Source organism: Nocardia sp. NPDC057668, assembly GCF_042799795.1.
Classification (GTDB): domain Bacteria; phylum Actinomycetota; class Actinomycetes; order Mycobacteriales; family Mycobacteriaceae; genus Nocardia.
This window is the reverse complement of sequence record NZ_JBHVIC010000008.1, coordinates 135,571-157,024: the sequence shown is the minus strand read 5'-3', so window position 1 is coordinate 157,024 and position 21,454 is coordinate 135,571. Positions and strand designations below refer to the sequence as shown.

Below are 21,454 nucleotides of genomic sequence, written 5' to 3'. Positions count from 1 at the left end.
CCGTTCAGCGGGACGATATGCACAGGACTAGGGTTGTGGGTGTGATGCGACGAACGAAGATTGTGTGCACACTCGGGCCCGCTGTGTCCTCCGAGGACCGGATTCGTGAACTCGTCGAGAGCGGTATGGACGTGGCGCGGCTGAACTTCAGCCATGGCGAACACTCCGACCACGCCGAGAACTACAAGAAGGTACGAGCGGCCAGTGATCTGCTCGGACGCGCGGTCGGCATCCTGGCCGATCTGCAGGGTCCCAAGATCCGGCTCGGCCGTTTCATCGAGGGCAAGACCGTCTGGGCGACGGGTGAAGAAGTCCGGATTACCGTCGAGGACGTGGACGGCACCCACGACCGCGTCTCGACCACCTACAAGCAGCTCGCACAGGACGCCAAGGCCGGCGACCGCCTGCTCGTCGACGACGGCAAGATCGGTATGACCGTGCTGCGCGTCGAGGGCAACGACGTCATCTGCCGGGTCACCGAGGGCGGCCCCGTCTCGAACAACAAGGGCGTGTCACTGCCCGGTATGGATGTCTCGGTTCCGGCGTTGTCGGAGAAGGACATCGAGGATCTCGAGTTCGCGCTGAACCTGGGCGTGGACTTCATCGCGCTGTCCTTCGTGCGCTCGCCGTCCGATGTCGAGCTGGTGCACGAGATCATGGATCGGGTGGGCCGCCGGGTCCCGGTCATCGGCAAGCTCGAAAAGCCCGAGGCCATCGACAATTTGGAGGCCATCGTGCTGGCCTTCGACGCGGTGATGGTGGCGCGCGGTGACCTCGGCGTGGAGCTGCCGCTCGAGCAGGTTCCGCTGGTGCAGAAGCGTGCGATCCAGATGGCGCGCGAGAACGCCAAGCCGGTCATCGTGGCCACCCAGATGCTGGAATCGATGATCACCAATTCGCGCCCGACCCGCGCCGAGGCCAGCGACGTGGCCAACGCGGTGCTCGACGGCGCGGACGCTGTCATGCTCTCGGGCGAGACCTCGGTCGGCGACTACCCGATCGAGACCGTGCGCACCATGGCCCGCATCGTGCACGCGGTGGAGAGCGAGTCCTCCACGCGGGTGCCGCCGCTGACCCACGTCCCGCGCACCAAGCGCGGCGTCATCTCCTACGCGGCCCGCGATATCGGCGAGCGGCTCAACGCCAAGGCCCTGGTCGCGTTCACCCAGTCCGGCGACACCGTGCGCCGCCTGGCGCGCCTGCACACCCCGCTGCCGCTGCTGGCCTTCACCCCGAACGCGGTGATCCGTTCGCAACTGGCCTTGACGTGGGGTGTGGAAACGTTCATCGTTCCTCCGGTGGGTTCGACCGACGAGATGATTCACCAGGTCGACAACGCGCTGTTGTCGATCGGCCGCTATAAGAAGGGCGATCTGGTGGTCATCGTGGCGGGCTCCCCGCCGGGTACGGTCGGGTCCACGAACATGATTCACGTGCACCGTATCGGTGAGGAGGACCACTAGGTGAGTGCGTCGCTAGGCGAAACCGTCGACGGGGCAGCGGATTCGGTGAATCCCGGCCCCCCGTCCGACGATCTGCGGGTGCTGCTGGACGTGCTCGATCTCGAGGAGCACGGGCCCGACATCTTCATCGGAAAGCATCCCGAGAAGGTGTGGAGCCGGACCTTCGGCGGCCAGCTGGTCGCGCAGGCGATGGTCGCCGCCGGCCGCACCGTGGGTCCGGGTCGCCCGGTGCACGCGGTCAACGCGCATTTCGTGCGCGGTGGCGATACCAAGAAGCCGATCGAGTACCAGGTCGATCGCCACCGGGACGGGCGCGCGTTCGCCAATCGCACGGTGACGGCCTACCAGGACGGGCAGGAACTGTTCGTCATGCTGGCCGCCTTCCAGGACTGGGGCAAAGGACTCGAGCACGGCACGCCGCTGCCCGACGTCGCGGACCCGGAGAGCCTGCCCCGCGTGGAGGAGTCTTTCGCGGGCCTGGAAGACAAGCTCGAAATGTTCGTCAAGGCGCCGCATCCCATCGACATGCGGTACACGAACGACCCGGCGTGGATCCTCAAGGGCACCGGCGAGAAGCTCAACCACAATCGGGTGTGGATGCGCACCGACGGCGCGTTGCCCGACGATCCGATGATTCACGTTGCGGCGCTGGCGTATTCGTCGGACACCACGGTGCTGGATTCGATCATCACCACGCACGGGCTGTCGTGGGGGCTGGATCGTATCCTGGCCGCCACGGTGAACCACTCCATCTGGTTCCACCGCCCGTTCCGTTTCGACGAGTGGGCGCTGTACGCCACCGAGTCGCCGGTCGCGGCGGGCTCGCGTGGACTGGCTCGCGGGCACTTCTATTCGCGCAGCGGCGATTTGCTCGCGACCACGGTGCAGGAAGGCGTGATCCGGCACTTCCCCAAGCGCTGAGGACCGAACCGGCGCCGCGGACCGAACTCGAAGCCAGGCCGTGCTCATCCCGAGCGCGGCCTGATTCGCGTCTCAGATGAGTTCGCGGTTCTCCGCGAGCTCGAAGTTCTCGCGTTGCAGCGCGTGCGCGATGTAGGGGATCGGCTCGCCCGCGGACAACTCGAAGACCAGCCGCTGTTCCAGGCGCGCGATGCCGGCCTTGGTGAGTTGACGCGCTTCGCCGACCAGGCTCAGCGCGATCTCGTAGGTGCGGCGGTCACCGGGTTCGGCGTCGGGGTGGTCGAGGCGCCACTGGGTTTCCAGAACCGTATGGGTGGGGTCGTCACACTCCACTGGGAGGGTGAAACGCCACGCGAAGATGTCGCGATCGTCCACGTACTCGTCCACGACGCGGCACACCGTCTCGGTGACGCGGTGGAGGGTCTGCGGTGTCACGAAAACATGGAGTGAAACATCCGAAATTCGCTTCGGCATGTCTGAGTCCTGTTCCTGTGTCGAGGAACCATCGGCGGTGTGGTTCCGCGGGGCAGTGTAATCCTTGAACGGACCAATGGGGCAGACAGGTGGATTGACACGCAGGACTCAGCGTAATCCTCGTTACCGCGAATGGGAACACATCCGGGGCCCCGAGATTCGGAATGTGCTCTTACCCGGCCGATTCCATGGCGCGATGGGCCGGTTGCCGTGATTGCTCGGGCAATTCGGGCACCTGGGCGGATTGTGCGCGGCCGCCGGGCAGCACCAGCAGGGTGGGACGGGGTGCGCCGGCGTCACTGGCGGCGGTACGGGGGTGGATGGTGGCCCCGGGGTGCTCGTGCGCGTGCAGGGCCAGCAGCAGCGGCACCAGGGCGTCCGCAATGCGGTCGCCGACCTCGCAGAACGCCTTCGGTGACAGCCCGACCGGGTCGGCGATGTTCTCCCGGCCCGGATAGGCGAGATCGTCGCGCGCGGCGTGCAGGCCCGCGATCGTGCGGGCGCCGCTGATCTTGGCGATGCGGTAGGCCTCGAGCAGGGTGAAGGTGCGCGGGAAGGCCGCGGGGGCCGTGTCGCGCACCTGGTCGCGGATCTTGTCGGTCATGGTGAGGATCAGGTCGGCGCGGTCGGCCATCTCCGGTTTGAACCGGCGCGCGCGAAAACCGCTCGGGTCGCCCCCCAGGCCGGTAATGGTCTGCGCGGCAAGCGGTTCCACCGGGAACCCGACCAGTGCCCGGACGCCCGCGCTCTCGGCGGTCAGTCGTAGGCCGTGATCGGCCGCCACCGCCAGGGTGAGGCGCTCGGCGATGACGGACCGGCAAACGTTTCCGCTGCATACGAAGAGCACATGCATGGGCACAACCTAGGCGCGGTTTCGCGTGCCGAACATGGCTGTGTGACCGAATCACACCTTTCATCCGGGAAGTTCATCCACCGGCCGAATGTCGGTCGCTTCGCGTTCGCGCGAAGGTATTCATCGGGCCGGGGAAGTGCGTGTCCATATCCCTGGAATGTGAGCATGCTGGTTTTCGCCCAGCAAATCAAGTGTGTGATCCGTCAACTCCGGTCGGATTCGGTTGCGCCGGAACCGTAATAGGATTTTTCGGTCACGACCGAGGCGACCTTCGGCGCGGCCCCGCGCACCCGGTCCCGGGTCGAGAACAACCGCCCGCGCGCCGGCACCACGGGCGCGAAACGGCCCAGTCCGCTGGGTGCGGCCATGTCGTCGTAGACGGAGTCGATCCCGCCGCGCGCGAAGTACGCCTCGTGCCAGAAGCCGGTGCCGCCGGAGTCCTTCAGGAACTCCTGCCACCAGACGCGGTGCGGTTCGGAGCGGGTCCAGCGTTCCAGGCTCTCCAGATCCCGCCAGTACTGGCGCGCGCCCCAGTGCGGCGGGAAGAACGACCACACCACGTCCTCGTGGCTCAGCAGGCCGTCGGGGCGGTCGCGATGGGAACGGTAGAGCTTGGGGCCCACGCCCAGCAGTCGCAGCATGCCGCGGGGTCGATGCACCCGCATGCCCAGCAGGATCATCACCAGATCCGGATATTCGGACAGATCCGCCGTCAATCGATTGACCCGCATGCGCGACCTCCATCGCCGAGGCCGTACGCCGACCCTGTCGGGGATATACGGATTATCCCGCCGATCCGGTTCGAACGCCATGGCCGGACATTTGCCCGCCCGGTTCGCGGTCGCGGGCGGCGCCGGACGGCGGGCGGCGGCGCGGCCGGGCGGCACAACGCCGTAATCGAGGCCCGCTCGGGGCGAATACCCGTGTGGTGGTGGGGGATCTCTGGCAGGGTACGGCGTGTGGACAGGCGAGTTGAGTACGGGTTGCGGGAGTTTGCTGAGGCCTATGTGCTGGCCCGGGCCGACTGGTCGGATTCGATCGGCGGGTATCACCAGGACAGCTCCGCCTACAACAAGGCATTGCGGGCGCACCGGGAGCGGCTGCTGGAGACCCTGGAGGAGCTGTACGAGCTGAAGCTCGAGATGAAGGAGATGGTCGAGATCCCACGCGGGACGGTGCTGTTCATGCACTTCCGCGCGACCGTGAACTCGGCGCTGGCGCTGCGCACGCCCGGGAATCTGGAGGCCGGGCTGCTACTGCGTTCCCTGGAGGCGGCGGGTGAGCCGGGGCTGCGGGTCAAGAGCGCGTCCAAGCGCATCGATCAGCTGCTCGAGTCCTCGCGGGTGGCGCATCTGGACATGCTCGAGGATCTGCTACGCATTCTGCTCGGCAATCGCGCGCACCTGACGTTCACGCGGGACGAGGTGGCGGCGGCCGGGGCGGGCGGGGACGCGCCCGATCCCGTGGATTATCCGATCGACTGAGCTCGGCGCGGTCGCGGTCCGAGCCGGCGTGGCTCGGGTGATCGCGGATCGTCCGGTTGTGGCGCCCGGGCCGTAGCCCGGGCGCGATTCGTCCCGAAATGCGTTGTGCCGCAACGTGATCCCGGTCTTTCGGCGCACGCCGCCGGTCATGCCGCCGCGTGTGCGACGAGCCTGCCCCGGGTCAGCCGGTAGTGCAGCTCCGGCCCGCGCGCGTCCGGTGTCCACCCGGCCCGCAGCCCGGCTTCGACGGCCGTGGCGACCATGCGCGGGCTGACGGTCTCGACGGCTCCCACCCGCACGACCATGCGCTGGGCCGCGCCCTCGGCGGCTTCCACCACGAAACGCAGGCTGGGCAGATCGGTGGCCGAGACGGTCCAGCGGTAGCGCTGATCGTTCACGGTCAGAATTCGAGTTCCCTTACGCGACAATGTCATAGGCGTATCCAATATCGGCGATGCCGTTCCGCGCATCCGATTTTCCGCGGTCCCCGGTGCGGGAGTCCGCGGCTCGCGGTCCTCGCCGCGCCGCCCGGCCCGGGCATTTACCCTGGTCAGTCGGAGAATCTGCCGGATTCATCCGATTCATCCCCCTGGGCTATTCTGGCCGCCGGATTGTGAGTCGAAGGCAGGTCGCAGCATGGCAAGCACCGAGGTCGAGTACGCCGCCCGCTGGTGGCAGTGGGCCCTGTCCATCCCCGTCGCGAAGAATCCCGTGGTCGACGAGACCGGCGAGCACGCCGCCGAGGGCCAGCCCGCCGACGTCTGGTTCCTGGCCGGCACGTTCGGCGGCAAGGTCAGCCGCACCTGCGCGGTCCCGCACGGCCGCCCGCTGTTCTTCCCCGCCTTCAACATGCTCCGCCCGGTCCGCAGGACGGGCCTGTTCACCACCGACAAACGGGTCCCCGTGATCCCCACCGCCTCCGGCCACGCCGACCTGAACGGCGTCCCCCTCCCGGTCCTCGAGGTGACGAACGCGACCCCCTTCAAGATCCACGCGGCGGCCGCGAGCCCCTTCGACTACTCCGGCACCTTCAAGGCCACCGCCTGGGGCCTGTGGTGCACCCTCGACAACCTCCCCCGGGGCAACTACGTCCTGACCCTCGGCGGCGAGTTCGAACCCGGCGGCTTCTGGGTGGAAGCCACCTACGACCTCGAAATAGTCTGATCCCGCCGAGATCATCGCGGCCACGCCCGAATTCCCGCCGTGGTCGCCGGGCGTGCACGCCCGATGCCCGCGTATCGCGGCGTTCAGCCGATGTAGGGCTCGGGGAGTCGGGCGTAGCCGTGTTTGATCCGCAGGCGGGTCGAGGGGTGCATCGCCAGGCCATTCAGGTCGGCGTGTGAAACCCAGCTCACCCGTGGTGATCCGGGGGCGGCGGGTAGCGCGCCGCCGCGGGGTTCGGCGCGGAAGCAGATCGAGAACTGCTGGCGCACTTCGCCGTCGGGGTAGGACAGCACGTGGTTGGGGTTGGTGTAGATCCCGACCAGGCCGGTGATGTAGATGTCGATCCCGGTTTCCGCGCGGGTTTCGCGCACCGCGGTCGCGGCGATGTACTCGCCGAACTCCTGGCCGCCGCCCGGGAGCATCCACAGCCCGTTGTCCGCGCGCTGTGTCAGTAGCACTCGATCCCGGGCGTCGCGGACGAAAGCTGTTGCGGCCGCGACAATGCTGTTCGGCGCCGGGGCGTCGGGGTCGTTGTAGTACTCGATCGTGGCCATGGCCCACCTCCTTCGGATACCGGCGCGCGTTCTCCCGGGGGTGTTCGCGCGCACATCTCGAACGAGCTCGTGTCGGAGCGGCCGCCGCGGGCGCGTTCCGAAGACCGCGGCGTCATATCTCCGTACACGTGCATATCACTCGGGTGCGGGTCCGTGGGCGGTTCGGCCGAATGCGGTGGTGGGACTGTCCTATTCGGGAGGAGTTGCGGCGCGGGGGCTGTTGAGCAGCAGGGGCGCGGAGTCCTTGCGGAGGTAGTCGGAGTCCTTGCCGTACTCGATGCGCTGGGGCTGCCCGGTGTTCATGGCGACCACGGCGGCGAGTGAATCGGCGAAGCGGGTGCGGCTCTCGCGGTCGCCGGACAGCAGGAGCACGCGGCGCTGGGTGTCGACTTCGGCCAGGAGGCCGGGGGATTCGTCGGAGCGAACCTCGATCGCGGTGATCTCCTCGGTCACGAAGCGCCCCGCGCCCCGGGCGACGACCGCCGCCAACCCGTCGAGCTCCTCCGCGGAACCGCTGATCTCGACCACGCCGTCGCTGGACTGCTCGACCCTCATACCTCTCCCTCGAACCACACCGGCGGGGCGGGTTCCTCCGCGTCGGCCCGTGGCTCGGGCACATGGTACGGGATACCCGCCCCCGGTCAAACGAACAGAGCGGCGGGACAAAAGGTTTGGTAACCATCTACCGGTGATCTCTAGAACGGGGGCAACCGGTGCGCGGCGCCGGTTGAATCGTGTCCATTCGCTGACTCCGCCCGCCACCCGCCGAACCCGGGTGAAACGCGCGAGCCGCGCCTTCTTCGGCTGGGGCGGCTGGTCGAAACTGGCGTCGATGGTGACGACGGTCGCGGCGCTGGCCGCGCTGTGGTTCACCAACGAGTCGCTGCGCGCGACCAGCGACCAAGCCGGCCTGGCTCGGCAGACGGCCATCACCGATCGCTTCGCCAAGGCGATCGAACAGCTCGGCAACGAGAAGCTGGACGTGCGGCTGGGCGGTGTCTATCTGCTCGAGCGGCTCGCGAAGGACTCGCCGAACGATCGACCGCAGATCTTCGAGGTGCTCAGCGCGTTCGTTCGTACCCACGCGCCGAACACCACCGCGTGCGGCAAAGATCCCCAAGCGCAGGTTCCCACGGATGTCCAGGCGGTGCTGACCGTCATCGGCCGGCGCGAAGTGACACGAATCGAGTCGCTCGACCTGTCGAACACCTGCCTGGTTCGTATGTCGCTCGCGAATGCGAATCTCCAAGGCGCGCTGCTGGACAATGCGAACTTGACCTCGGCGCTACTCAGCGGCGCCAATCTGTCCGGCGCGATGCTGGAGGGAGCCCAACTGGAATCGGCGTCCCTGCTGGAGACTAATCTGTCGAGTGCGCGACTTCTCGACGCGAACATGAAGGCCGCCCGGTTATCGGTCGCGAATCTCGACGGTGCCGACCTCGGCCGAGCGGATCTTCGAGGCGCGTTCCTGGTGGACGCGAACTTGAACAACACGAACTTCCGGTGGGCCGACGTGCGGGCAACGGTATTCGCCTTCCCCGCAGAGGTCTCTGCCGGATTTCTGTCGCCCAGTATCAGCGACGACCCCTCCGAGCGTCGCACCGACAAACTCTCCACCTACCGGGGTGGCTCCTTCGGCCACATGCGGTTCGATTCCTCGACGTTGTGGCCGGAGGGCTTCACCCCCTAGCGTGTGCCCGACCCATACTCGTTTGGCACAGAACAGTTTTGACGGCGGTTAGCGCCCCACGCGACAAAGGGCTTGTCCGGCAGCCAGCCGGACAAGCCCCTCAACCGTCGGTGCCGAGTGTGGGAATCGAGCTCACACGCCCTTTTGAGTAACGGGTTCGTTGGTATGCGTCGGACGAGTTCCGGACGGTTGCGGACCATCGATCCAGTCGGCGGGTAGGAGAGTGCCGACCCGCAGCCGTTTTGTCGTGTCTGAACTACATTTTGGCACTGGCGTTGACTGGAGTGCGTCAACGGTCGGCTGGCCTTCGACTGCCCCGCAGGGCCGCCCTTCTTGCGTGGAGGCTTCCGTGGGCAAGGGCGGACGGAGTCGATCAGCGAAGCTGACACTAATGCGCCTTTGAGACTGGAGGGGCGCTAAACACAAACGTAGGTCGATCACAGTCAGATCCACACGCTGCAGCAGGTTGAGCGAAGCCACCGAAGATTTGCGAGACTGTGCACGTGACGAATCAGCGCGTGCCACATGTCGAAGTGGCGTTCCCGAGTGTTCGGAGTTCACGCATGTTGGAGGCTATGAAGGTGGCCGCGCTGATCAATCAGCTTCCGGGTGAGGTCTACCGGCCGGAAACTTCCCCGGTACTCCAACAGGCCGCTGTAGAGGCTTTCTTCGCGGATGTACGGGCCATGATCGAGTTTTTGGGGATTAGGCCAGCGAAATCAGGAGATTTCAGCGCTGTTGATTTGGTGCCGGGCTGGACGCGATCGACGGATGCCGCTCGGGATGCCCGCCTTAACCGCTACTGGCTGATCGCAAGTCGGCACCTGATGCACTTCTCCAAGAAGAGGACTCGGTCGGACGAAGGTCCGGCGGAGAACATACCCGTCGAGCGGGAGGATCTCGAGAAGATCGCGGATGGTGTGCTTGATCTGTGGGATGAGTATGCGACGGCGGCGAATGACGGCCTGTGTCCAGCGCGGAAAGACCTCTTGCGCTTCTGAGGCTGATCGGTGAAATTCGTCGAGGGCGACACGAACCGTCGACTCGGTCAGATTTCAGCGGCTTCATGATCTAGTGCGGGCAAGTAGGTCGGGGACAGCGGGCGTCATGCTCACCAATGCCTTGTTTGCGAAAGGGGTCAGATGGGAGTGATCTTCGTTCGACCACGTCGCCAGCGCTGCCGACGCGCTTGCTTGCCGCAGGTTGCGTAGGTCGGCGGTTGCCCGGCCGCGCTGCTTGACGGCGCGAAATGTCGCCCTTGAGTGACGCAGGCATACCAGGTGCTCGGGCAGGTGCTGCGTTCGTGATCAAGGCAAGCTGGCGAGTAATCCGCTGGGGATGTCGCACTTCCTATGGTCCCCATTCGCAGCGGCGCTAGCTAACTCATCTGAAGGTCATACGGCTGGCACTGGCTGCTGGCCGATTGCATCTGCTGGTGTTCGTGCCGGCTCGTAGCGGGCATTCGGTTCGGTGACGCGGTAGAGCTGCGGGTCGCCGCGATCGATCTCGATCGGCGCCGTATCAACGCTTCCCGTTCGCAACTCATGTCACGGGCAAGGGGATCAGAGAACGACCGGCACGAAGAACCACACGACGCGGGCCGTGCCGATCCCCGCGACCCTTGTGAAGGATCTCCGGAAGCTCCTGGACGGCCGCGAGCCGGACGAGTTGGTGTTTCCCAGCCACAAGGGCGGCTATCTGACCTCCAAGGAGTTCCGCTGGGTGTTCGATCAGGCCGCGAGATCGACGGGTGTGAAAAATGTTGTGCCGCATGGGCTCCGGCATACCGCCGCTTCGCTGGCGATCAGTGCCGGGGCGAATATCAAGGTCGTGCAACGGATGCTGGGGCACAAGACGGCCGCCCTGACCTTGGATCTGTACGGGCATCTGTTCCCGGACGATCTCGACACGGTGGCCGATGGAACGGACGCCGGCGCCCAAGCTGCTGCGGACGCACTGCGGACCGCATGAAAAGAGGGCCATCTCCGAGATCACGGAAATGGCCCTCTACCTCAGTGCCGAGTGTGGGAATCGAACCCACACGCCCTTTCGGGCAACGGTTTTTGAGACCGTCGCGTCTGCCTATTCCGCCAACTCGGCGCACCAGGTCGAAACTATAGCGGGTGGGGGCGGCGGGAACCTAACCGGAGTCCGGTGCGGATGACATCGTTGTGATACTGGTCGGTTTGCGCTGGGTAGATGGGTTGTAGCGGCGGGTGGACGGTACTCTTTGGGGACTCGGGTACGTGCCGATCCGTCGAGGGTGGCTTCGGACCGATGTACGTCGGGTGTTGGTATCGGAGCGACAGGGGTTTCATCTATGGGAACGACAGCAGGGGGCGGTTCGAAGAAGGATGCCGCGGCATCGGCCCCCAAGCGCGTGGTGGTCGCCGAGGACGAGGCCCTCATCCGGATGGATCTGGTGGAGATGCTCTCCGAGGAGGGCTACCTGGTGGTGGGTGAGGCGGGCGACGGCCAGCAGGCCGTGGACCTCGCCGAGGAGAAGCGCCCGGATCTGGTGATCATGGACGTGAAGATGCCGCGCCGCGACGGTATAGACGCCGCCGCCGAGATCGCCTCGAAACGCCTTGCGCCGGTGGTCATTCTGACCGCCTTCAGCCAGCGCGATCTGGTGGAGCGCGCCCGCGACGCCGGCGCCATGGCCTATCTGGTCAAGCCGTTCACCAAGTCCGATCTGGTGCCCGCCATCGAATTGGCGGCCAGCCGTTTCCACGAGATCACGGCCCTCGAGGGCGAGGTTGCCAACCTCGCGGACCGCCTCGAAACCCGCAAGCTGGTCGAGCGTGCCAAGGGTGTGCTCATGCAGACCCAGGGCCTGTCGGAGCCGCAGGCGTTCAAGTGGATTCAGCGCACCGCGATGGACCGTCGCACCACCATGAAGGCGGTCGCGGAAGTCGTGCTGGAGAATCTCGCTCCGAAGTAGACGGCGGATTGCCCCGTTGTTGCCCCTCTGTTGCCATTAATGCGCGGCGGCGATTTACTTGCCGGTAACACGAGGGGCGCAATCGTTTGTTGCGATGTCACATGGATGATGCGAATGTGATGCGCCGCTAACGTGGCGGGGATATGTTCTGTCCGGGCCGATCGATGGGGCGGCCCACCTCCGCGAGCCGGGGGAGCACAGAACATAGAGGTGAATCGTGCTTGGTTCAATGACACGCACGCGCGGCCGGGTGGCCCGCGCGGTGGTTGTCGGGGCGGTGGCAGCCCTCGCGCTGGCGGGCTGTAGCGACAAGTCGACCGATGACAACGGTGGCGGTACCGCCAATCTGTCGATCCAGCCGCTGGTTCAGATCGGCCCGGACGGCAAGGAACTCCCGAAGAGCGCCGGCACCACCGCCGCCGATCCCGCGGGCGACGGCAAAGCCACCTGCGCCCCGCTGAATCTGGCCATGGCCGGCCCGCTGACCGGCGGCAACGCCGCGCTCGGCATCAACGTGCTCATGGGTGTCAAGCTCGCCCTGGACAAGCACAACAAGGTGAATCCGAACTGCCAGGTCAGCGTCAAGCAGTTCGACACCGAGGGCAAGCCGCAGAACGCGTCCGGCGTGGTCCCCACCATCGTCGGCGACCAGTCGATCGTCGGCCTGATCGGCCCCACCTTCTCCGGTGAGACCAAGGCGACCGGCCAGATCATCAACGACGCGGGCCTGCCGGCTCTGACCGCGTCCGCGACCAACGCCACGCTGTCCAAGAACGGCTGGAAGACCTTCTTCCGCGGCCTGAACAACGATGACGACCAGGGCGCCGCCGTGGGCGCGTACCTGGCCAACACCGGCGGCTACAAGAAGGTCTGCGTCGTCGCCGACAACACCGACTACGGCACCGGCCTGGCCAAGACCGTCATCTCCGGTCTCGGCGCGGCGAACGATCCCTCCTGCGCGGTGAACGTGAAGGAAGGCGACAAGGACTTCGCGGCGGCCATCTCCAAGCTGAACACGGCCAAGCCCGACGCCATCTTCTACGCGGGCTACTACGCCGAATCCGCCCCCTTCGTGCAGCAGCTGCGCTCGGGCGGGGTGAACGCGCCGTTCATCTCCGCGGACGGCTCCAACGATCCGGAGTTCGTGCGCCAGGCGGGCGCCGCGTCCAAGGACGCGATCCTGTCCTGCCCGTGCGGCCCGGCCCCCGACAAGTTCGCCGAGGAGTACAAGGCCCTCAACGGCCAGGCCCCGGGCGTCTACTCGGTCGAGGCGTACGACCTGACCACCATCTTCCTCAAGGGCATCGACTCCGGGAAGGTCACCCGCGCGGATCTGCTGGAGTTCGTGCGCACGTACTCGGGCACCGGCCTGTCCAAGCCGTTCAAGTGGGATGCCACGGGCGAGCTGTCCAATGCCGCGATCTGGGTCTACCAGGTCAAGTAAGCGATCCACCGATTCGAAACAGCGTGTGCGCGGGACATAATCCAACAGCGCACACGCTGTTTCCTCGACGGCGAGAGTAGTGAATGAGTTCCACCGCAGCTATCGGTACGGATGTGCTTGCCGCATCGATCGAGTTCAATGTCTCGGGTGTGGTCGACGACTTCTGGCGATTGACGGTCGACGGTCTGAGCTACGGCTCGATCTACGCCCTCGTCGCAGTCGGGTACACCCTGGTCTACGGCGTATTGCGCCTGATCAACTTCGCGCATTCCGAAATCTTCATGCTGGGCATGTTCGGCAGCTATCTGGGGTTGGAGCTGCTCGGCTTCGCCGCTCGCGGTGACGTCTACAACCAGGGCGTGGTCCTGACGGTCGTTTACCTCGGCATCGCCATGCTGATCGGTATGGCCGTATCCGGCGGCGCCGCGGTGGGCCTGGAACGCGTCGCCTATCGGCCACTGCGCAAACGCGGCGCGAAACCGCTGGCATTCCTCATCACCGCGATCGGCATGTCGTTCGTGCTGCAGGAATTCGTGCACTACATCCTGCCGAAAATCAAACCCGGTCTGGGCGGCACCAACGCCCAGACCGGAATCCGGCTCGTCGAACCCAGCACCCAATTCACGATTGCCGGTGCACCGGTCACCAATGTCACGCTGGTAATCATCTTCGCGGCGGTGGGTTTGGCGATAGCCACCGAAATGCTCATCAACCGCACCAAATTCGGCCGCGGTATTCGCGCGGTCGCACAGGACCCGGATACCGCCACGCTGATGGGCGTTTCGCGGGAACGGGTCATCATGCTGACCTTCCTCATCGGCGGTCTGCTGGCCGGCGCCGCGGCGCTGCTCTACACCCTGCGCGTGCCCACCGGCATCGTGTTCAACGGCGGCTTCCTGCTCGGCATCAAGGCGTTCAGCGCCGCGGTGCTCGGCGGCATCGGCAACCTGCGCGGCGCGCTGCTGGGCGGGCTGGTGCTCGGGGTCATGGAGCAGTACGGGCAGATGCTGCTCGGCTTCCAATGGCGTGACGTGGTGGCCTTCCTACTGCTGGTGACGGTGCTGATGTTCCGCCCGACCGGCATCCTGGGTGAGAGTCTGGGGAAGGCGAGGGTATGAGTTCTACCGATCCGGTCACCCTCCCGCAGGCGCAACGGCCGAAGCGTGGCGTGGGAGATGCCTTGCGCACGTGGTGGAGTGGGCTCTCGCGGCCCGCGCAGTGGGGTGTGGGCGTGCCCGCGCTCATCCTGCTGGCCCTGCTCCCGATGTATCCGCCGCCGCTGATCGACACCCCGGCCGTCAGTTTCGGCTTCGTCATGGCGACCTTCGCCATGTACGCGCTCATCGCCATCGGCCTCAATGTCGTTGTCGGCCAGACGGGTCTGCTCGATCTGGGCTACGTCGGCTTCTTCGCGGTCGGCGCGTACACCGTCGGCCTGCTCACCAGTCCGAACAGTCCGCTCAAGCCCGACCTGTCGATCTTCGACTCGAAATGGGCCTGGGCGGTGTGCGTTCCGATCGCCATCATCATCACGGCGATCTCCGGCCTGATCCTGGGCCTGCCGACGCTGCGCCTGCGCGGCGACTACCTGGCCATCGTGACCCTGGGCTTCGGTGAGATCGTCCGGCTCAACGCCGACAACCTGGGGGAGCTGACCAACGGCTCGCTCGGCCTGTCGCGTATCGCGCATCCGTATCTCGGTGAGTCGCAGGAACATCCGGAGGGCGTGTTCTCCGGCAACCTGGGCGACAAGTCCAGCTGGAATCCGCTCGAACGCGCCGACTACGGCACCTGGTGGTTCTGGCTCGGCATGGTGCTGGTGATCCTGGTCCTGCTGGTGGTCGGCAATCTCGAGCGCAGCCGCGTGGGCCGCTCGTGGGTCGCGATCCGCGAGGACGAGGACGTCGCCGAGATGATGGGCGTGCCCACGTTCAAGTTCAAGCTCTGGTCGTTCATGATCGGCGCCGCGATCGGCGGGCTGTCCGGGTCCATGTTCGCCGGTGTGGTGAGCTTCGTGAATCCGCCCCAGTTCGACATCATCCTGTCGATGCTGTTCCTGTCCGCGGTGGTGCTGGGCGGGCGCGGCAACAAGCTCGGCGTGATCGTGGGCGCGTTCCTGATCGCGTACCTGCCCTGGCGTTTCCAGTCGATCGAGGTCGGCGGGCAGACCCTGGGCGACTACAAGTACCTGATGTTCGGCCTCGCGCTGGTGATCATGATGATCTTCCGGCCCGAGGGTCTGTTCCCGGTGCGGCAGAAGTTGCTGGCCTATGGCCGGCAGATCACTCGCGCGGTGCGGAGACCGGCGGCCGAGACGACGACGGGAGCCGGGAAATGACCGGGCCGGGCGCGGGTGACGCGCTGTTCGACAACGAGGATCTGGCCGCGGGCCACCGCGGGCAGGCGGCCGCCGAGCCCAGTGCGGGCACCCTGGACGTGACCGAGGTGCTGCCGGTGCTCGGCAACGCCGAGGCTGTCGCGCAATTCGTTGCCCCGCAACGCGATATCCAGACCGAGGTCGGTGCGCCGCTGCTGCGCACCGACGGTCTCACGGTCAAGTTCGGCGGTCTGGTCGCCCTCGACGATGTCAGCTTCGAGATCCGGCGCGGGGAGATCCTGGGCCTGATCGGGCCCAACGGCGCGGGCAAGACCACCTGCTTCAACGCGATAACCGGTGTGTACCAACCGGCTTCGGGCACGGTGTACTTCGACGGCAAGCCGCTGACCAAGACCAAGCGCAACGAGATCACCCGCCTGGGCATCGCCCGCACCTTCCAGAACATTCGCCTGTTCGGGGAGATGACGGCGCTCGAGAACGTGGTCGTGGGCACCGACGCGCGGCACAAGACCTCGGTGCCGGGGGCCATCTTCCGCAGCCGCCGCCATCGCGCCGAGGAGCGTGACGCCGTCGAAAGAGGCATGGCGCTGCTGGAATTCGTCGGCATCGCACCGCGCGCGGTGGAGAAGGCGCGCAATCTCTCCTACGGCGATCAGCGCCGTCTGGAGATCGCCCGGGCCCTGGCCACCGAGCCGAAGCTGCTGTGCCTGGACGAGCCCGCCGCCGGGTTCAACCCCAGTGAGAAGTCCGCGCTCATGGATCTGATCCGCAAGATCCGCGACGACGGTTTCACGGTGCTGCTCATCGAGCACGACATGCGCCTGGTCATGGGTGTCACCGATCGCGTGGTGGTGCTCGAGTTCGGCCGCAAGATCGCCGACGGCCTGCCCGCGGCGATTCGTGAGGACCCCAAGGTGATCGCCGCCTATCTCGGCGTCCCCGACGAGGAATTGGGTGCACAGTGACCTCCCTGGACAAGGACAAGCGGCCCCCGCTCCTCGAAGTCGAGGACATGGCCGTGAGCTACGGCAGAATTCAAGCCCTGCACGGCATTTCGCTCTCGGTCGCCGAGGGCGAGCTGGTGACCCTGCTGGGCGCGAACGGCGCCGGCAAGACCACGACCATGCGCGCCCTGTCGGGGCTGTTGCCGCTCTCGCGCGGCCGCGTCACCTTCGACGGCCGCGACATCACCCGCATGAAAGCCCATGAGCGCGTAGGCATCGGCCTGATCCAGGTGCCCGAGGGCCGCGGCGTGTTCCCCGGCATGACGGTGCAGGAAAACCTGGACATGGGCCACTACAGCCGCCCGTTCAAGGACCGGGCCGACTACAACAGCACCCTGGAGTGGATCTTCGAGCTCTTCCCCCGCGTGAAGGAACGCCAGAAACAGGTCGGCGGCACCCTCTCCGGCGGCGAACAGCAGATGGTCGCGATCGGCCGCGCCCTGATGGCCCGCCCGAAACTCCTGCTCCTGGACGAGCCGTCGATGGGCTTGGCCCCCATGGTGATTCAGCAGATCTTCCGGATCATCGCCGACATCAACGCCCAGGGCACCACGGTCCTGCTGGTCGAGCAGAACGCCCAGCAGGCCCTGACCCGCAGCGACCGCGCCTACATCCTGGAAACCGGCGAGGTGACCAAGTCCGGCGCGGGCCGCGACCTCCTCCACGACCCCGCCGTGAAGTCCGCCTACCTCGGCGTGGGCTGACCCACCCCGCGAACAGGGTAGAACTGGTCGACCACCTGAATCAGGTGGTCGACCAGTCTATTTCGCGGTGCTTCCGCGATGTCGGGGGAGGAATCACCATGGTCGAACGCACACGGCGATCGGTAGTCGCGTCGCGCCGCTGGACGACGATCCTGCTGTCGGCCGTCTGTGTCGCGGTGACGGGCGCCTTCGTCTCGGGCGACCGGGGCGAGGCCGGTCCCGATCACACTCTCGCGGGTTCCGCGGTCGCCGCGCCGGTTCCCCGGCGGCTGGACGCCCAGGCCTACCGCCTCTCGCTGCCCAATCCGGCAGGCGTGGATTCCGGCGTCGAAATCCGCTCGGCCGGAGCGGGGTTCGTCGTGGTGGACGCGACCGGGCTGCGGGCTTTCGACGGCGTGACCGGGCGGGAGCGCTGGCACTACTCGGTCCCCCGAACCACCGATCACCACGGGACCACCCGGCTGATGGAGGTGGCGTCCACCGAAGGCGGGCGGGTCGTGGTCGTCGGCTGGTCCGGGTTGGGATTGCGGTCCTTCGACGCCTTCACGGGCGAATTGCTCTGGGCCGATTCGGAATTCCTGCGGGCCGTGATCGGGCAGGAGACGATACCGCGCGACGTGTCCAACGCCTCGGCCGGGAACGAGATGCTGGTGCTCGCCGACGCCGAGCATCTGACGCGCTACGACGCGCGCACCGGGCGGCGGATGTGGACCGTCGAACCGGGTGCGGAACCCTGCACCTTCCGGGGCGGGGTGGCGACCACGCCGGAAGCCATCTACTACTCCATCGGGTGCCGCGAGTCGTCGGGCGCGGTGACGGTGACCTTTCGCGCCTTCGATCCGGCCACCGGGGCGGTCCTGTCGAACCGTGAAATCGTGGTTCCGACAAATCAATTCGACATCGACCTGACCGCGGCGGCCGACACGGTCGAGCTGTGGTGCAGGTACAGGGTGCCGGCCGGTGCCGGCGTGCCCGTCCTCCCGGACGATCCCGCGCGCCTGCTGGTCGCGGACCCCGCGCAGTTGGCCACCGTCGCCTTCGCGCCGTGGCCCGCCGAACCGGACCCCCGGTCGGATCGACGCTATGTGAAGGTTCTCCCGCTGGCCACCCAGCGCGTCGAACTCGAGTACGGATGGTTGCGGGTGTGGAACCTCCCGGACGACTCGGGCCCCGCGGTCGTGCCCGTCGACATGCCCGGCGACTGTGGCCGGCCGCTGCGACTGACCGCGGTGCCGGGAGCGGTCCTGGTCAGCTGCCGTACCGAGGAAACGACCGAGATCTACGGCTTCGGCGGATCGGCGTGACGAGTGTCGCCCGGACACCGCACAACCGTTGCCGCGCAACGCATCGGGCCGGTCATCGTATGACGATGACCGGCCCGTGATGCAGGGGCGACAGGACTTGAACCTGCAACCTGCGGTTTTGGAGACCGCTGCTCTGCCAATTGAGCTACGCCCCTTGGTGCGCTGTGCGCGCGGTCGAGATTATCAGCAAGGGCCGCGCGCGCGAAATCGGATTTCGGTGCGCCCGCGAAACCCGATTTCGCGGGCGGTCTCCGCACGGATGACCCGGCCGGGCGGGGGTTATGTGCCCGCTTCCCACATGTGTCGGTCGACGTCCCTAGACTCTGTGCCGTGACCCCTGCCTCTACCGATCAGCGTCCGAGTGCCGTGTCCGCTTCCACCTCCGGCGAGCAGCCCACACTGTTGTTGCTGGACGGGCATTCGCTGGCGTACCGCGCGTTCTACGCGCTGCCCGCCGAGAACTTCAAAACCGCCGGTGGGCAGACCACCAACGCGGTCTACGGGTTCACGGCCATGCTGATCAACCTGCTGCGGGACGAGAAGCCCACCCACGTGGCGGCGGCGTTCGACGTGAGCCGCAAGACCTTCCGCACCGAGGCGTATCCGGAGTACAAGGCGAACCGGGCCACCACGCCCGACGAGTTCCGCGGGCAGGTCGAGGTCACCCAGGAGGTGCTGGGCGCGATGGGGATTCCGGTCATGGCGATCGACGGCTACGAGGCCGACGACGTCATCGCCACCCTCACCACCCAGGCCGTGCCGCAGGGCTTCCGGGTGCTGATCGTCACCGGCGACCGCGATTCGCTGCAGCTGGTCGGCGACGACGTCACCGTGCTGTACCCGAAGAAGGGCGTCTCGGAGCTCACCCGCTTCACCCCGGCCGCGGTGGAGGACAAGTACGGCCTGACCCCCGCGCAGTACCCCGACTTCGCGGCCCTGCGCGGCGACCCGAGCGACAATCTGCCCGGCATCCCGGGCGTGGGGGAGAAGACCGCCACCAAGTGGATTCGCGAGTTCGGCGATCTGGCCACCCTGGTGGACAAGGTCGACACCGTGAAGGGCAAGGTCGGTGATGCCTTGCGCGCCAACCTGTCCAGCGTGCTGCTCAACCGCCAGCTCACCGAGATGGTGAAGCAGGTGCCGCTGCCCTACACCCCCGATCAGCTGGCCGTGCAGCCCTGGGACCGGGACAAGATCCACCGCCTGTTCGACGAGCTCGAGTTCCGCGTGCTGCGCGACCGCCTGTTCGACACGCTGTCCCCGGTCGAGCCCGAGGCCGAATCCGGTTTCGAGATCAGCGGGGCGGCCCTGCTGCCCGGTGAGGCGACGGCCTGGCTGGCCCAGCACGCGCCCGCCGGTGTGCGGCACGGGGTTACGGTCATCGGCACCGGCACGCCCGTCCACGGCGACGTCCAGGCCATCGCCCTGGCCGCCGCCGACGGCGAGGGCGCGTACCTCGACGTCCACGGCCTCACCCCCGAGGACGAACGGGCCCTGGGCGCCTGGCTCGCCGACCTCGCGACCCCGAAGGCGTTGCACGAGGCCAAATCCGCCATGCACGCCCTGCGCGGGCGCGGCTGGACCCTGGGCGGTCTCGCCAGCGACACCGCCCTGGCCGCCTACCTGATCCTGCCCGGCCAGCGCAGCTTCAACCTGGACGACCTGTCGCTGCGCTACCTCAAGCGCGAACTGCGCGTGGACGACGCCGGCGAGACCCAGCTGTCGCTGCTCGACGACGAGGACCACGTCGACACCGAGGTGGCCAAGGCCGCGATGCTGCGCGCCCGTGCGGTATTCGACCTCGCCGACGCCTTCGACACCGAACTCGAGCGCATCGAGTCCACCGCCCTGCTGCGCGACATCGAACTGCCGCTGCTGAGCGTGCTCGCCGAACTCGAGGCCGCGGGCATCGCCGTGGACGCCGGTCAGCTCGAGCAGCTGCAGCGCCAGTTCGCCGACCGCGTCGGCGAGGCCGCCAACGCCGCGTACGGCGTCATCGGCAAACAGATCAACCTCGGCTCGCCCAAACAGCTCCAGGTGGTGCTGTTCGACGAGCTGGACATGCCCAAGACCAAGCGCACCAAGACCGGCTACACCACCGATGCCGATGCGCTGGAAGGGCTTTACGAGAAGACCGGGCACGAGTTCCTGCAGCATCTGCTCGAACACCGCGACGCCACCCGGCTCAAGGTCACCGTCGACGGCCTGCTCAAGTCCGTCGCCGACGACGGCCGCATCCACACCACCTTCAACCAGACCGTCGCCGCCACCGGCAGGCTCTCCTCGACCGAGCCGAACCTGCAGAACATCCCGATCCGCACCGACACCGGCCGCCGCATTCGCGACACCTTCGTGGTCGGCCGCGAGTTCGAATCGCTCATGACCGCGGACTACAGCCAGATCGAGATGCGCATCATGGCGCACCTGTCCAAGGACGAGGGCCTCATCGAGGCCTTCAACTCGGGCGAGGACCTGCACAACTTCGTCGCCTCCAAGGCGTTCGACATCCCGATCACCGAGGTCGATCCGGAGCTGCGCCGCCGCATCAAGGCCATGTCGTACGGCCTGGCCTACGGTCTGTCCGCCTACGGGCTCTCCCAGCAGCTCAAGATCAGCGCCGAAGAGGCGAAAGTGCAGATGGACGTGTACTTCTCGCGGTTCGGCGCGATCCGCGACTACCTGAACGACGCCGTCGACGAGGCCCGCAAGACCGGCTACACCGAAACCCTGTTCGGCCGCCGCCGCTACCTGCCCGACCTCGACTCCAGCAATCGCCAGCGCCGCGAGGCCGCCGAGCGCATGGCCCTGAACGCCCCCATCCAGGGCACCGCGGCCGACATCATCAAGGTCGCCATGATCGACACCCAGAAAGCGATCAAGGCGGCCGGGCTGCACTCGCGCATGCTGCTGCAGATCCACGACGAACTCGTCTTCGAGGTCGCCGCCGGGGAACGCGACGAGCTCGAAGCCCTTGCCCGCGAACACATGTCGAACGCGATCGAGCTCTCGGTGCCGCTCGAGGTCTCGGTCGGCGTCGGCCGCAGCTGGGACGCCGCCGCGCACTGACGCGACACGCCGGTGGCGGCGCGGCCGCTCGCGGACGGACTCGGCCC

Annotated in this window: 21 protein-coding genes and 2 tRNA genes; 15 read left to right on the top strand and 8 right to left on the bottom strand. The window is 66.9% G+C overall.

Annotated features, from left to right (window positions below):
• Positions 1-41: 41 nt before the first annotated feature.
• Together pyk and ACFVBH_RS36785 are read left to right on the top strand one after the other, a co-directional pair.
• On the top strand, positions 42-1,463 hold the full coding sequence (gene pyk, locus ACFVBH_RS36790; protein ID WP_354990577.1) for a pyruvate kinase: 1,422 nt from the start codon (positions 42-44) through the stop codon (positions 1,461-1,463).
• Positions 1,464-1,508: 45 nt separating this feature from the next.
• On the top strand, positions 1,509-2,384 hold the full coding sequence (locus ACFVBH_RS36785; protein WP_354990590.1) for an acyl-CoA thioesterase II: 876 nt from the start codon (positions 1,509-1,511) through the stop codon (positions 2,382-2,384).
• 72 nt (positions 2,385-2,456) lie between these two features.
• Here the strand turns inward: ACFVBH_RS36785 and ACFVBH_RS36780 are convergent, their stop codons facing one another.
• The 3 genes from ACFVBH_RS36780 to ACFVBH_RS36770 all read right to left on the bottom strand — a co-directional run bounded on the left by ACFVBH_RS36780 (position 2,457) and on the right by ACFVBH_RS36770 (position 4,442).
• A complete protein-coding gene (locus ACFVBH_RS36780) occupies positions 2,457-2,819 on the bottom strand; it encodes a hypothetical protein (RefSeq protein ID WP_354990576.1) in 363 nt (120 codons plus the stop codon).
• 211 nt (positions 2,820-3,030) lie between these two features.
• Positions 3,031-3,711, bottom strand: a complete 681-nt coding sequence (locus tag ACFVBH_RS36775; protein ID WP_379008959.1) for a low molecular weight phosphatase family protein — start codon at positions 3,709-3,711, stop codon at positions 3,031-3,033.
• A gap of 203 nt (positions 3,712-3,914) precedes the next feature.
• Positions 3,915-4,442, bottom strand: coding sequence for a monooxygenase family protein (locus tag ACFVBH_RS36770; protein ID WP_354990574.1), 528 nt, complete (start codon positions 4,440-4,442; stop codon positions 3,915-3,917).
• A 228-nt stretch (positions 4,443-4,670) separates the two neighbouring features.
• On the opposite strand from ACFVBH_RS36770, the gene ACFVBH_RS36765 reads away from it, so the two are divergent.
• A complete protein-coding gene (locus tag ACFVBH_RS36765; protein WP_354990573.1) occupies positions 4,671-5,195 on the top strand; it encodes a hypothetical protein in 525 nt (174 codons plus the stop codon).
• Between the two features lie 146 nt (positions 5,196-5,341).
• Here the strand turns inward: ACFVBH_RS36765 and ACFVBH_RS36760 are convergent, their stop codons facing one another.
• Positions 5,342-5,629: a hypothetical protein gene (locus ACFVBH_RS36760; RefSeq protein ID WP_379008956.1), complete on the bottom strand. Its 288-nt coding sequence runs from the start codon at positions 5,627-5,629 to the stop codon at positions 5,342-5,344.
• Positions 5,630-5,831: 202 nt separating this feature from the next.
• On the opposite strand from ACFVBH_RS36760, the gene ACFVBH_RS36755 reads away from it, so the two are divergent.
• Positions 5,832-6,359 carry a hypothetical protein gene (locus ACFVBH_RS36755; protein ID WP_354990571.1) on the top strand — a complete coding sequence of 176 codons (528 nt, stop codon included), beginning with the start codon at positions 5,832-5,834 and terminating at the stop codon, positions 6,357-6,359.
• An 83-nt stretch (positions 6,360-6,442) separates the two neighbouring features.
• Here the strand turns inward: ACFVBH_RS36755 and ACFVBH_RS36750 are convergent, their stop codons facing one another.
• Positions 6,443-6,913: an NUDIX hydrolase gene (locus ACFVBH_RS36750; protein WP_379008953.1), complete on the bottom strand. Its 471-nt coding sequence runs from the start codon at positions 6,911-6,913 to the stop codon at positions 6,443-6,445.
• Positions 6,914-7,102: 189 nt separating this feature from the next.
• The gene (locus ACFVBH_RS36745) at positions 7,103-7,468 is read right to left on the bottom strand and encodes a hypothetical protein (RefSeq protein WP_354990569.1); all 366 of its coding nucleotides are present in this window, start codon (positions 7,466-7,468) and stop codon (positions 7,103-7,105) included.
• A 220-nt stretch (positions 7,469-7,688) separates the two neighbouring features.
• Here ACFVBH_RS36745 and ACFVBH_RS36740 point away from each other — a divergent pair, with 220 nt between their 5' ends.
• The 3 genes from ACFVBH_RS36740 to ACFVBH_RS36730 all read left to right on the top strand — a co-directional run bounded on the left by ACFVBH_RS36740 (position 7,689) and on the right by ACFVBH_RS36730 (position 10,574).
• A complete protein-coding gene (locus tag ACFVBH_RS36740) occupies positions 7,689-8,603 on the top strand; it encodes a pentapeptide repeat-containing protein (RefSeq protein ID WP_379008950.1) in 915 nt (304 codons plus the stop codon).
• 575 nt (positions 8,604-9,178) lie between these two features.
• Positions 9,179-9,604, top strand: coding sequence for a hypothetical protein (locus tag ACFVBH_RS36735; protein ID WP_379008948.1), 426 nt, complete (start codon positions 9,179-9,181; stop codon positions 9,602-9,604).
• A gap of 601 nt (positions 9,605-10,205) precedes the next feature.
• Positions 10,206-10,574 carry a tyrosine-type recombinase/integrase gene (locus ACFVBH_RS36730; protein WP_379008946.1) on the top strand — a complete coding sequence of 123 codons (369 nt, stop codon included), beginning with the start codon at positions 10,206-10,208 and terminating at the stop codon, positions 10,572-10,574.
• A 45-nt stretch (positions 10,575-10,619) separates the two neighbouring features.
• Here the strand turns inward: ACFVBH_RS36730 and ACFVBH_RS36725 are convergent.
• A tRNA-Leu gene (locus ACFVBH_RS36725) sits at positions 10,620-10,703 on the bottom strand.
• Positions 10,704-10,923: 220 nt separating this feature from the next.
• On the opposite strand from ACFVBH_RS36725, the gene ACFVBH_RS36720 reads away from it, so the two are divergent.
• From ACFVBH_RS36720 to ACFVBH_RS36690, 7 genes are all read left to right on the top strand, one after another.
• Complete coding sequence (locus ACFVBH_RS36720; protein ID WP_354990567.1) at positions 10,924-11,547, top strand: ANTAR domain-containing response regulator; 624 nt, start codon at positions 10,924-10,926, stop codon at positions 11,545-11,547.
• A gap of 229 nt (positions 11,548-11,776) precedes the next feature.
• A complete protein-coding gene (locus tag ACFVBH_RS36715; protein WP_379008943.1) occupies positions 11,777-12,991 on the top strand; it encodes a branched-chain amino acid ABC transporter substrate-binding protein in 1,215 nt (404 codons plus the stop codon).
• A gap of 83 nt (positions 12,992-13,074) precedes the next feature.
• Positions 13,075-14,109: a branched-chain amino acid ABC transporter permease gene (locus ACFVBH_RS36710; RefSeq protein WP_354990565.1), complete on the top strand. Its 1,035-nt coding sequence runs from the start codon at positions 13,075-13,077 to the stop codon at positions 14,107-14,109.
• Entirely contained in the window at positions 14,106-15,329 is a 1,224-nt protein-coding gene (locus ACFVBH_RS36705; protein WP_354990564.1) for a branched-chain amino acid ABC transporter permease, read from the top strand. The genes ACFVBH_RS36710 and ACFVBH_RS36705 overlap by 4 nt, the downstream gene beginning before the upstream one ends.
• The gene (locus tag ACFVBH_RS36700) at positions 15,326-16,294 is read left to right on the top strand and encodes an ABC transporter ATP-binding protein (RefSeq protein ID WP_354990563.1); all 969 of its coding nucleotides are present in this window, start codon (positions 15,326-15,328) and stop codon (positions 16,292-16,294) included. The genes ACFVBH_RS36705 and ACFVBH_RS36700 overlap by 4 nt, the downstream gene beginning before the upstream one ends.
• Positions 16,295-16,341: 47 nt before the next feature.
• Positions 16,342-17,037, top strand: coding sequence for an ABC transporter ATP-binding protein (locus ACFVBH_RS36695; RefSeq protein ID WP_379009832.1), 696 nt, complete (start codon positions 16,342-16,344; stop codon positions 17,035-17,037).
• A 98-nt stretch (positions 17,038-17,135) separates the two neighbouring features.
• The gene (locus tag ACFVBH_RS36690) at positions 17,136-18,341 is read left to right on the top strand and encodes a PQQ-binding-like beta-propeller repeat protein (RefSeq protein WP_379008939.1); all 1,206 of its coding nucleotides are present in this window, start codon (positions 17,136-17,138) and stop codon (positions 18,339-18,341) included.
• 82 nt (positions 18,342-18,423) lie between these two features.
• On the opposite strand, the gene ACFVBH_RS36685 is transcribed toward ACFVBH_RS36690, so the two are convergent.
• A tRNA-Trp gene (locus ACFVBH_RS36685) sits at positions 18,424-18,496 on the bottom strand.
• A gap of 175 nt (positions 18,497-18,671) precedes the next feature.
• Between ACFVBH_RS36685 and polA the strand changes: the two genes are divergently transcribed.
• Positions 18,672-21,407 carry a DNA polymerase I gene (polA, locus tag ACFVBH_RS36680; protein WP_379008936.1) on the top strand — a complete coding sequence of 912 codons (2,736 nt, stop codon included), beginning with the start codon at positions 18,672-18,674 and terminating at the stop codon, positions 21,405-21,407.
• The last annotated feature ends 47 nt before the right edge of the window (positions 21,408-21,454 follow it).

Bases quoted from the DNA above. Each gene is read 5' to 3' on its own strand.
- ACFVBH_RS36775 (WP_379008959.1), bottom strand. From the start codon at position 3,711: ATGCATGTGCTCTTCGTATGCAGCGGAAACGTTTGCCGGTCCGTCATC.
- ACFVBH_RS36770 (WP_354990574.1), bottom strand. From the start codon at position 4,442: ATGCGGGTCAATCGATTGACGGCGGATCTGTCCGAATATCCGGATCTG.
- ACFVBH_RS36760 (WP_379008956.1), bottom strand. From the start codon at position 5,629: ATGACATTGTCGCGTAAGGGAACTCGAATTCTGACCGTGAACGATCAG.
- ACFVBH_RS36755 (WP_354990571.1), top strand. From the start codon at position 5,832: ATGGCAAGCACCGAGGTCGAGTACGCCGCCCGCTGGTGGCAGTGGGCC.
- ACFVBH_RS36750 (WP_379008953.1), bottom strand. From the start codon at position 6,913: ATGGCCACGATCGAGTACTACAACGACCCCGACGCCCCGGCGCCGAAC.
- ACFVBH_RS36745 (WP_354990569.1), bottom strand. From the start codon at position 7,468: ATGAGGGTCGAGCAGTCCAGCGACGGCGTGGTCGAGATCAGCGGTTCC.
- ACFVBH_RS36735 (WP_379008948.1), top strand. From the start codon at position 9,179: ATGAAGGTGGCCGCGCTGATCAATCAGCTTCCGGGTGAGGTCTACCGG.
- ACFVBH_RS36720 (WP_354990567.1), top strand. From the start codon at position 10,924: ATGGGAACGACAGCAGGGGGCGGTTCGAAGAAGGATGCCGCGGCATCG.
- ACFVBH_RS36715 (WP_379008943.1), top strand. From the start codon at position 11,777: ATGACACGCACGCGCGGCCGGGTGGCCCGCGCGGTGGTTGTCGGGGCG.
- ACFVBH_RS36710 (WP_354990565.1), top strand. From the start codon at position 13,075: ATGAGTTCCACCGCAGCTATCGGTACGGATGTGCTTGCCGCATCGATC.
- ACFVBH_RS36705 (WP_354990564.1), top strand. From the start codon at position 14,106: ATGAGTTCTACCGATCCGGTCACCCTCCCGCAGGCGCAACGGCCGAAG.
- ACFVBH_RS36700 (WP_354990563.1), top strand. From the start codon at position 15,326: ATGACCGGGCCGGGCGCGGGTGACGCGCTGTTCGACAACGAGGATCTG.
- ACFVBH_RS36695 (WP_379009832.1), top strand. From the start codon at position 16,342: ATGGCCGTGAGCTACGGCAGAATTCAAGCCCTGCACGGCATTTCGCTC.
- ACFVBH_RS36690 (WP_379008939.1), top strand. From the start codon at position 17,136: ATGGTCGAACGCACACGGCGATCGGTAGTCGCGTCGCGCCGCTGGACG.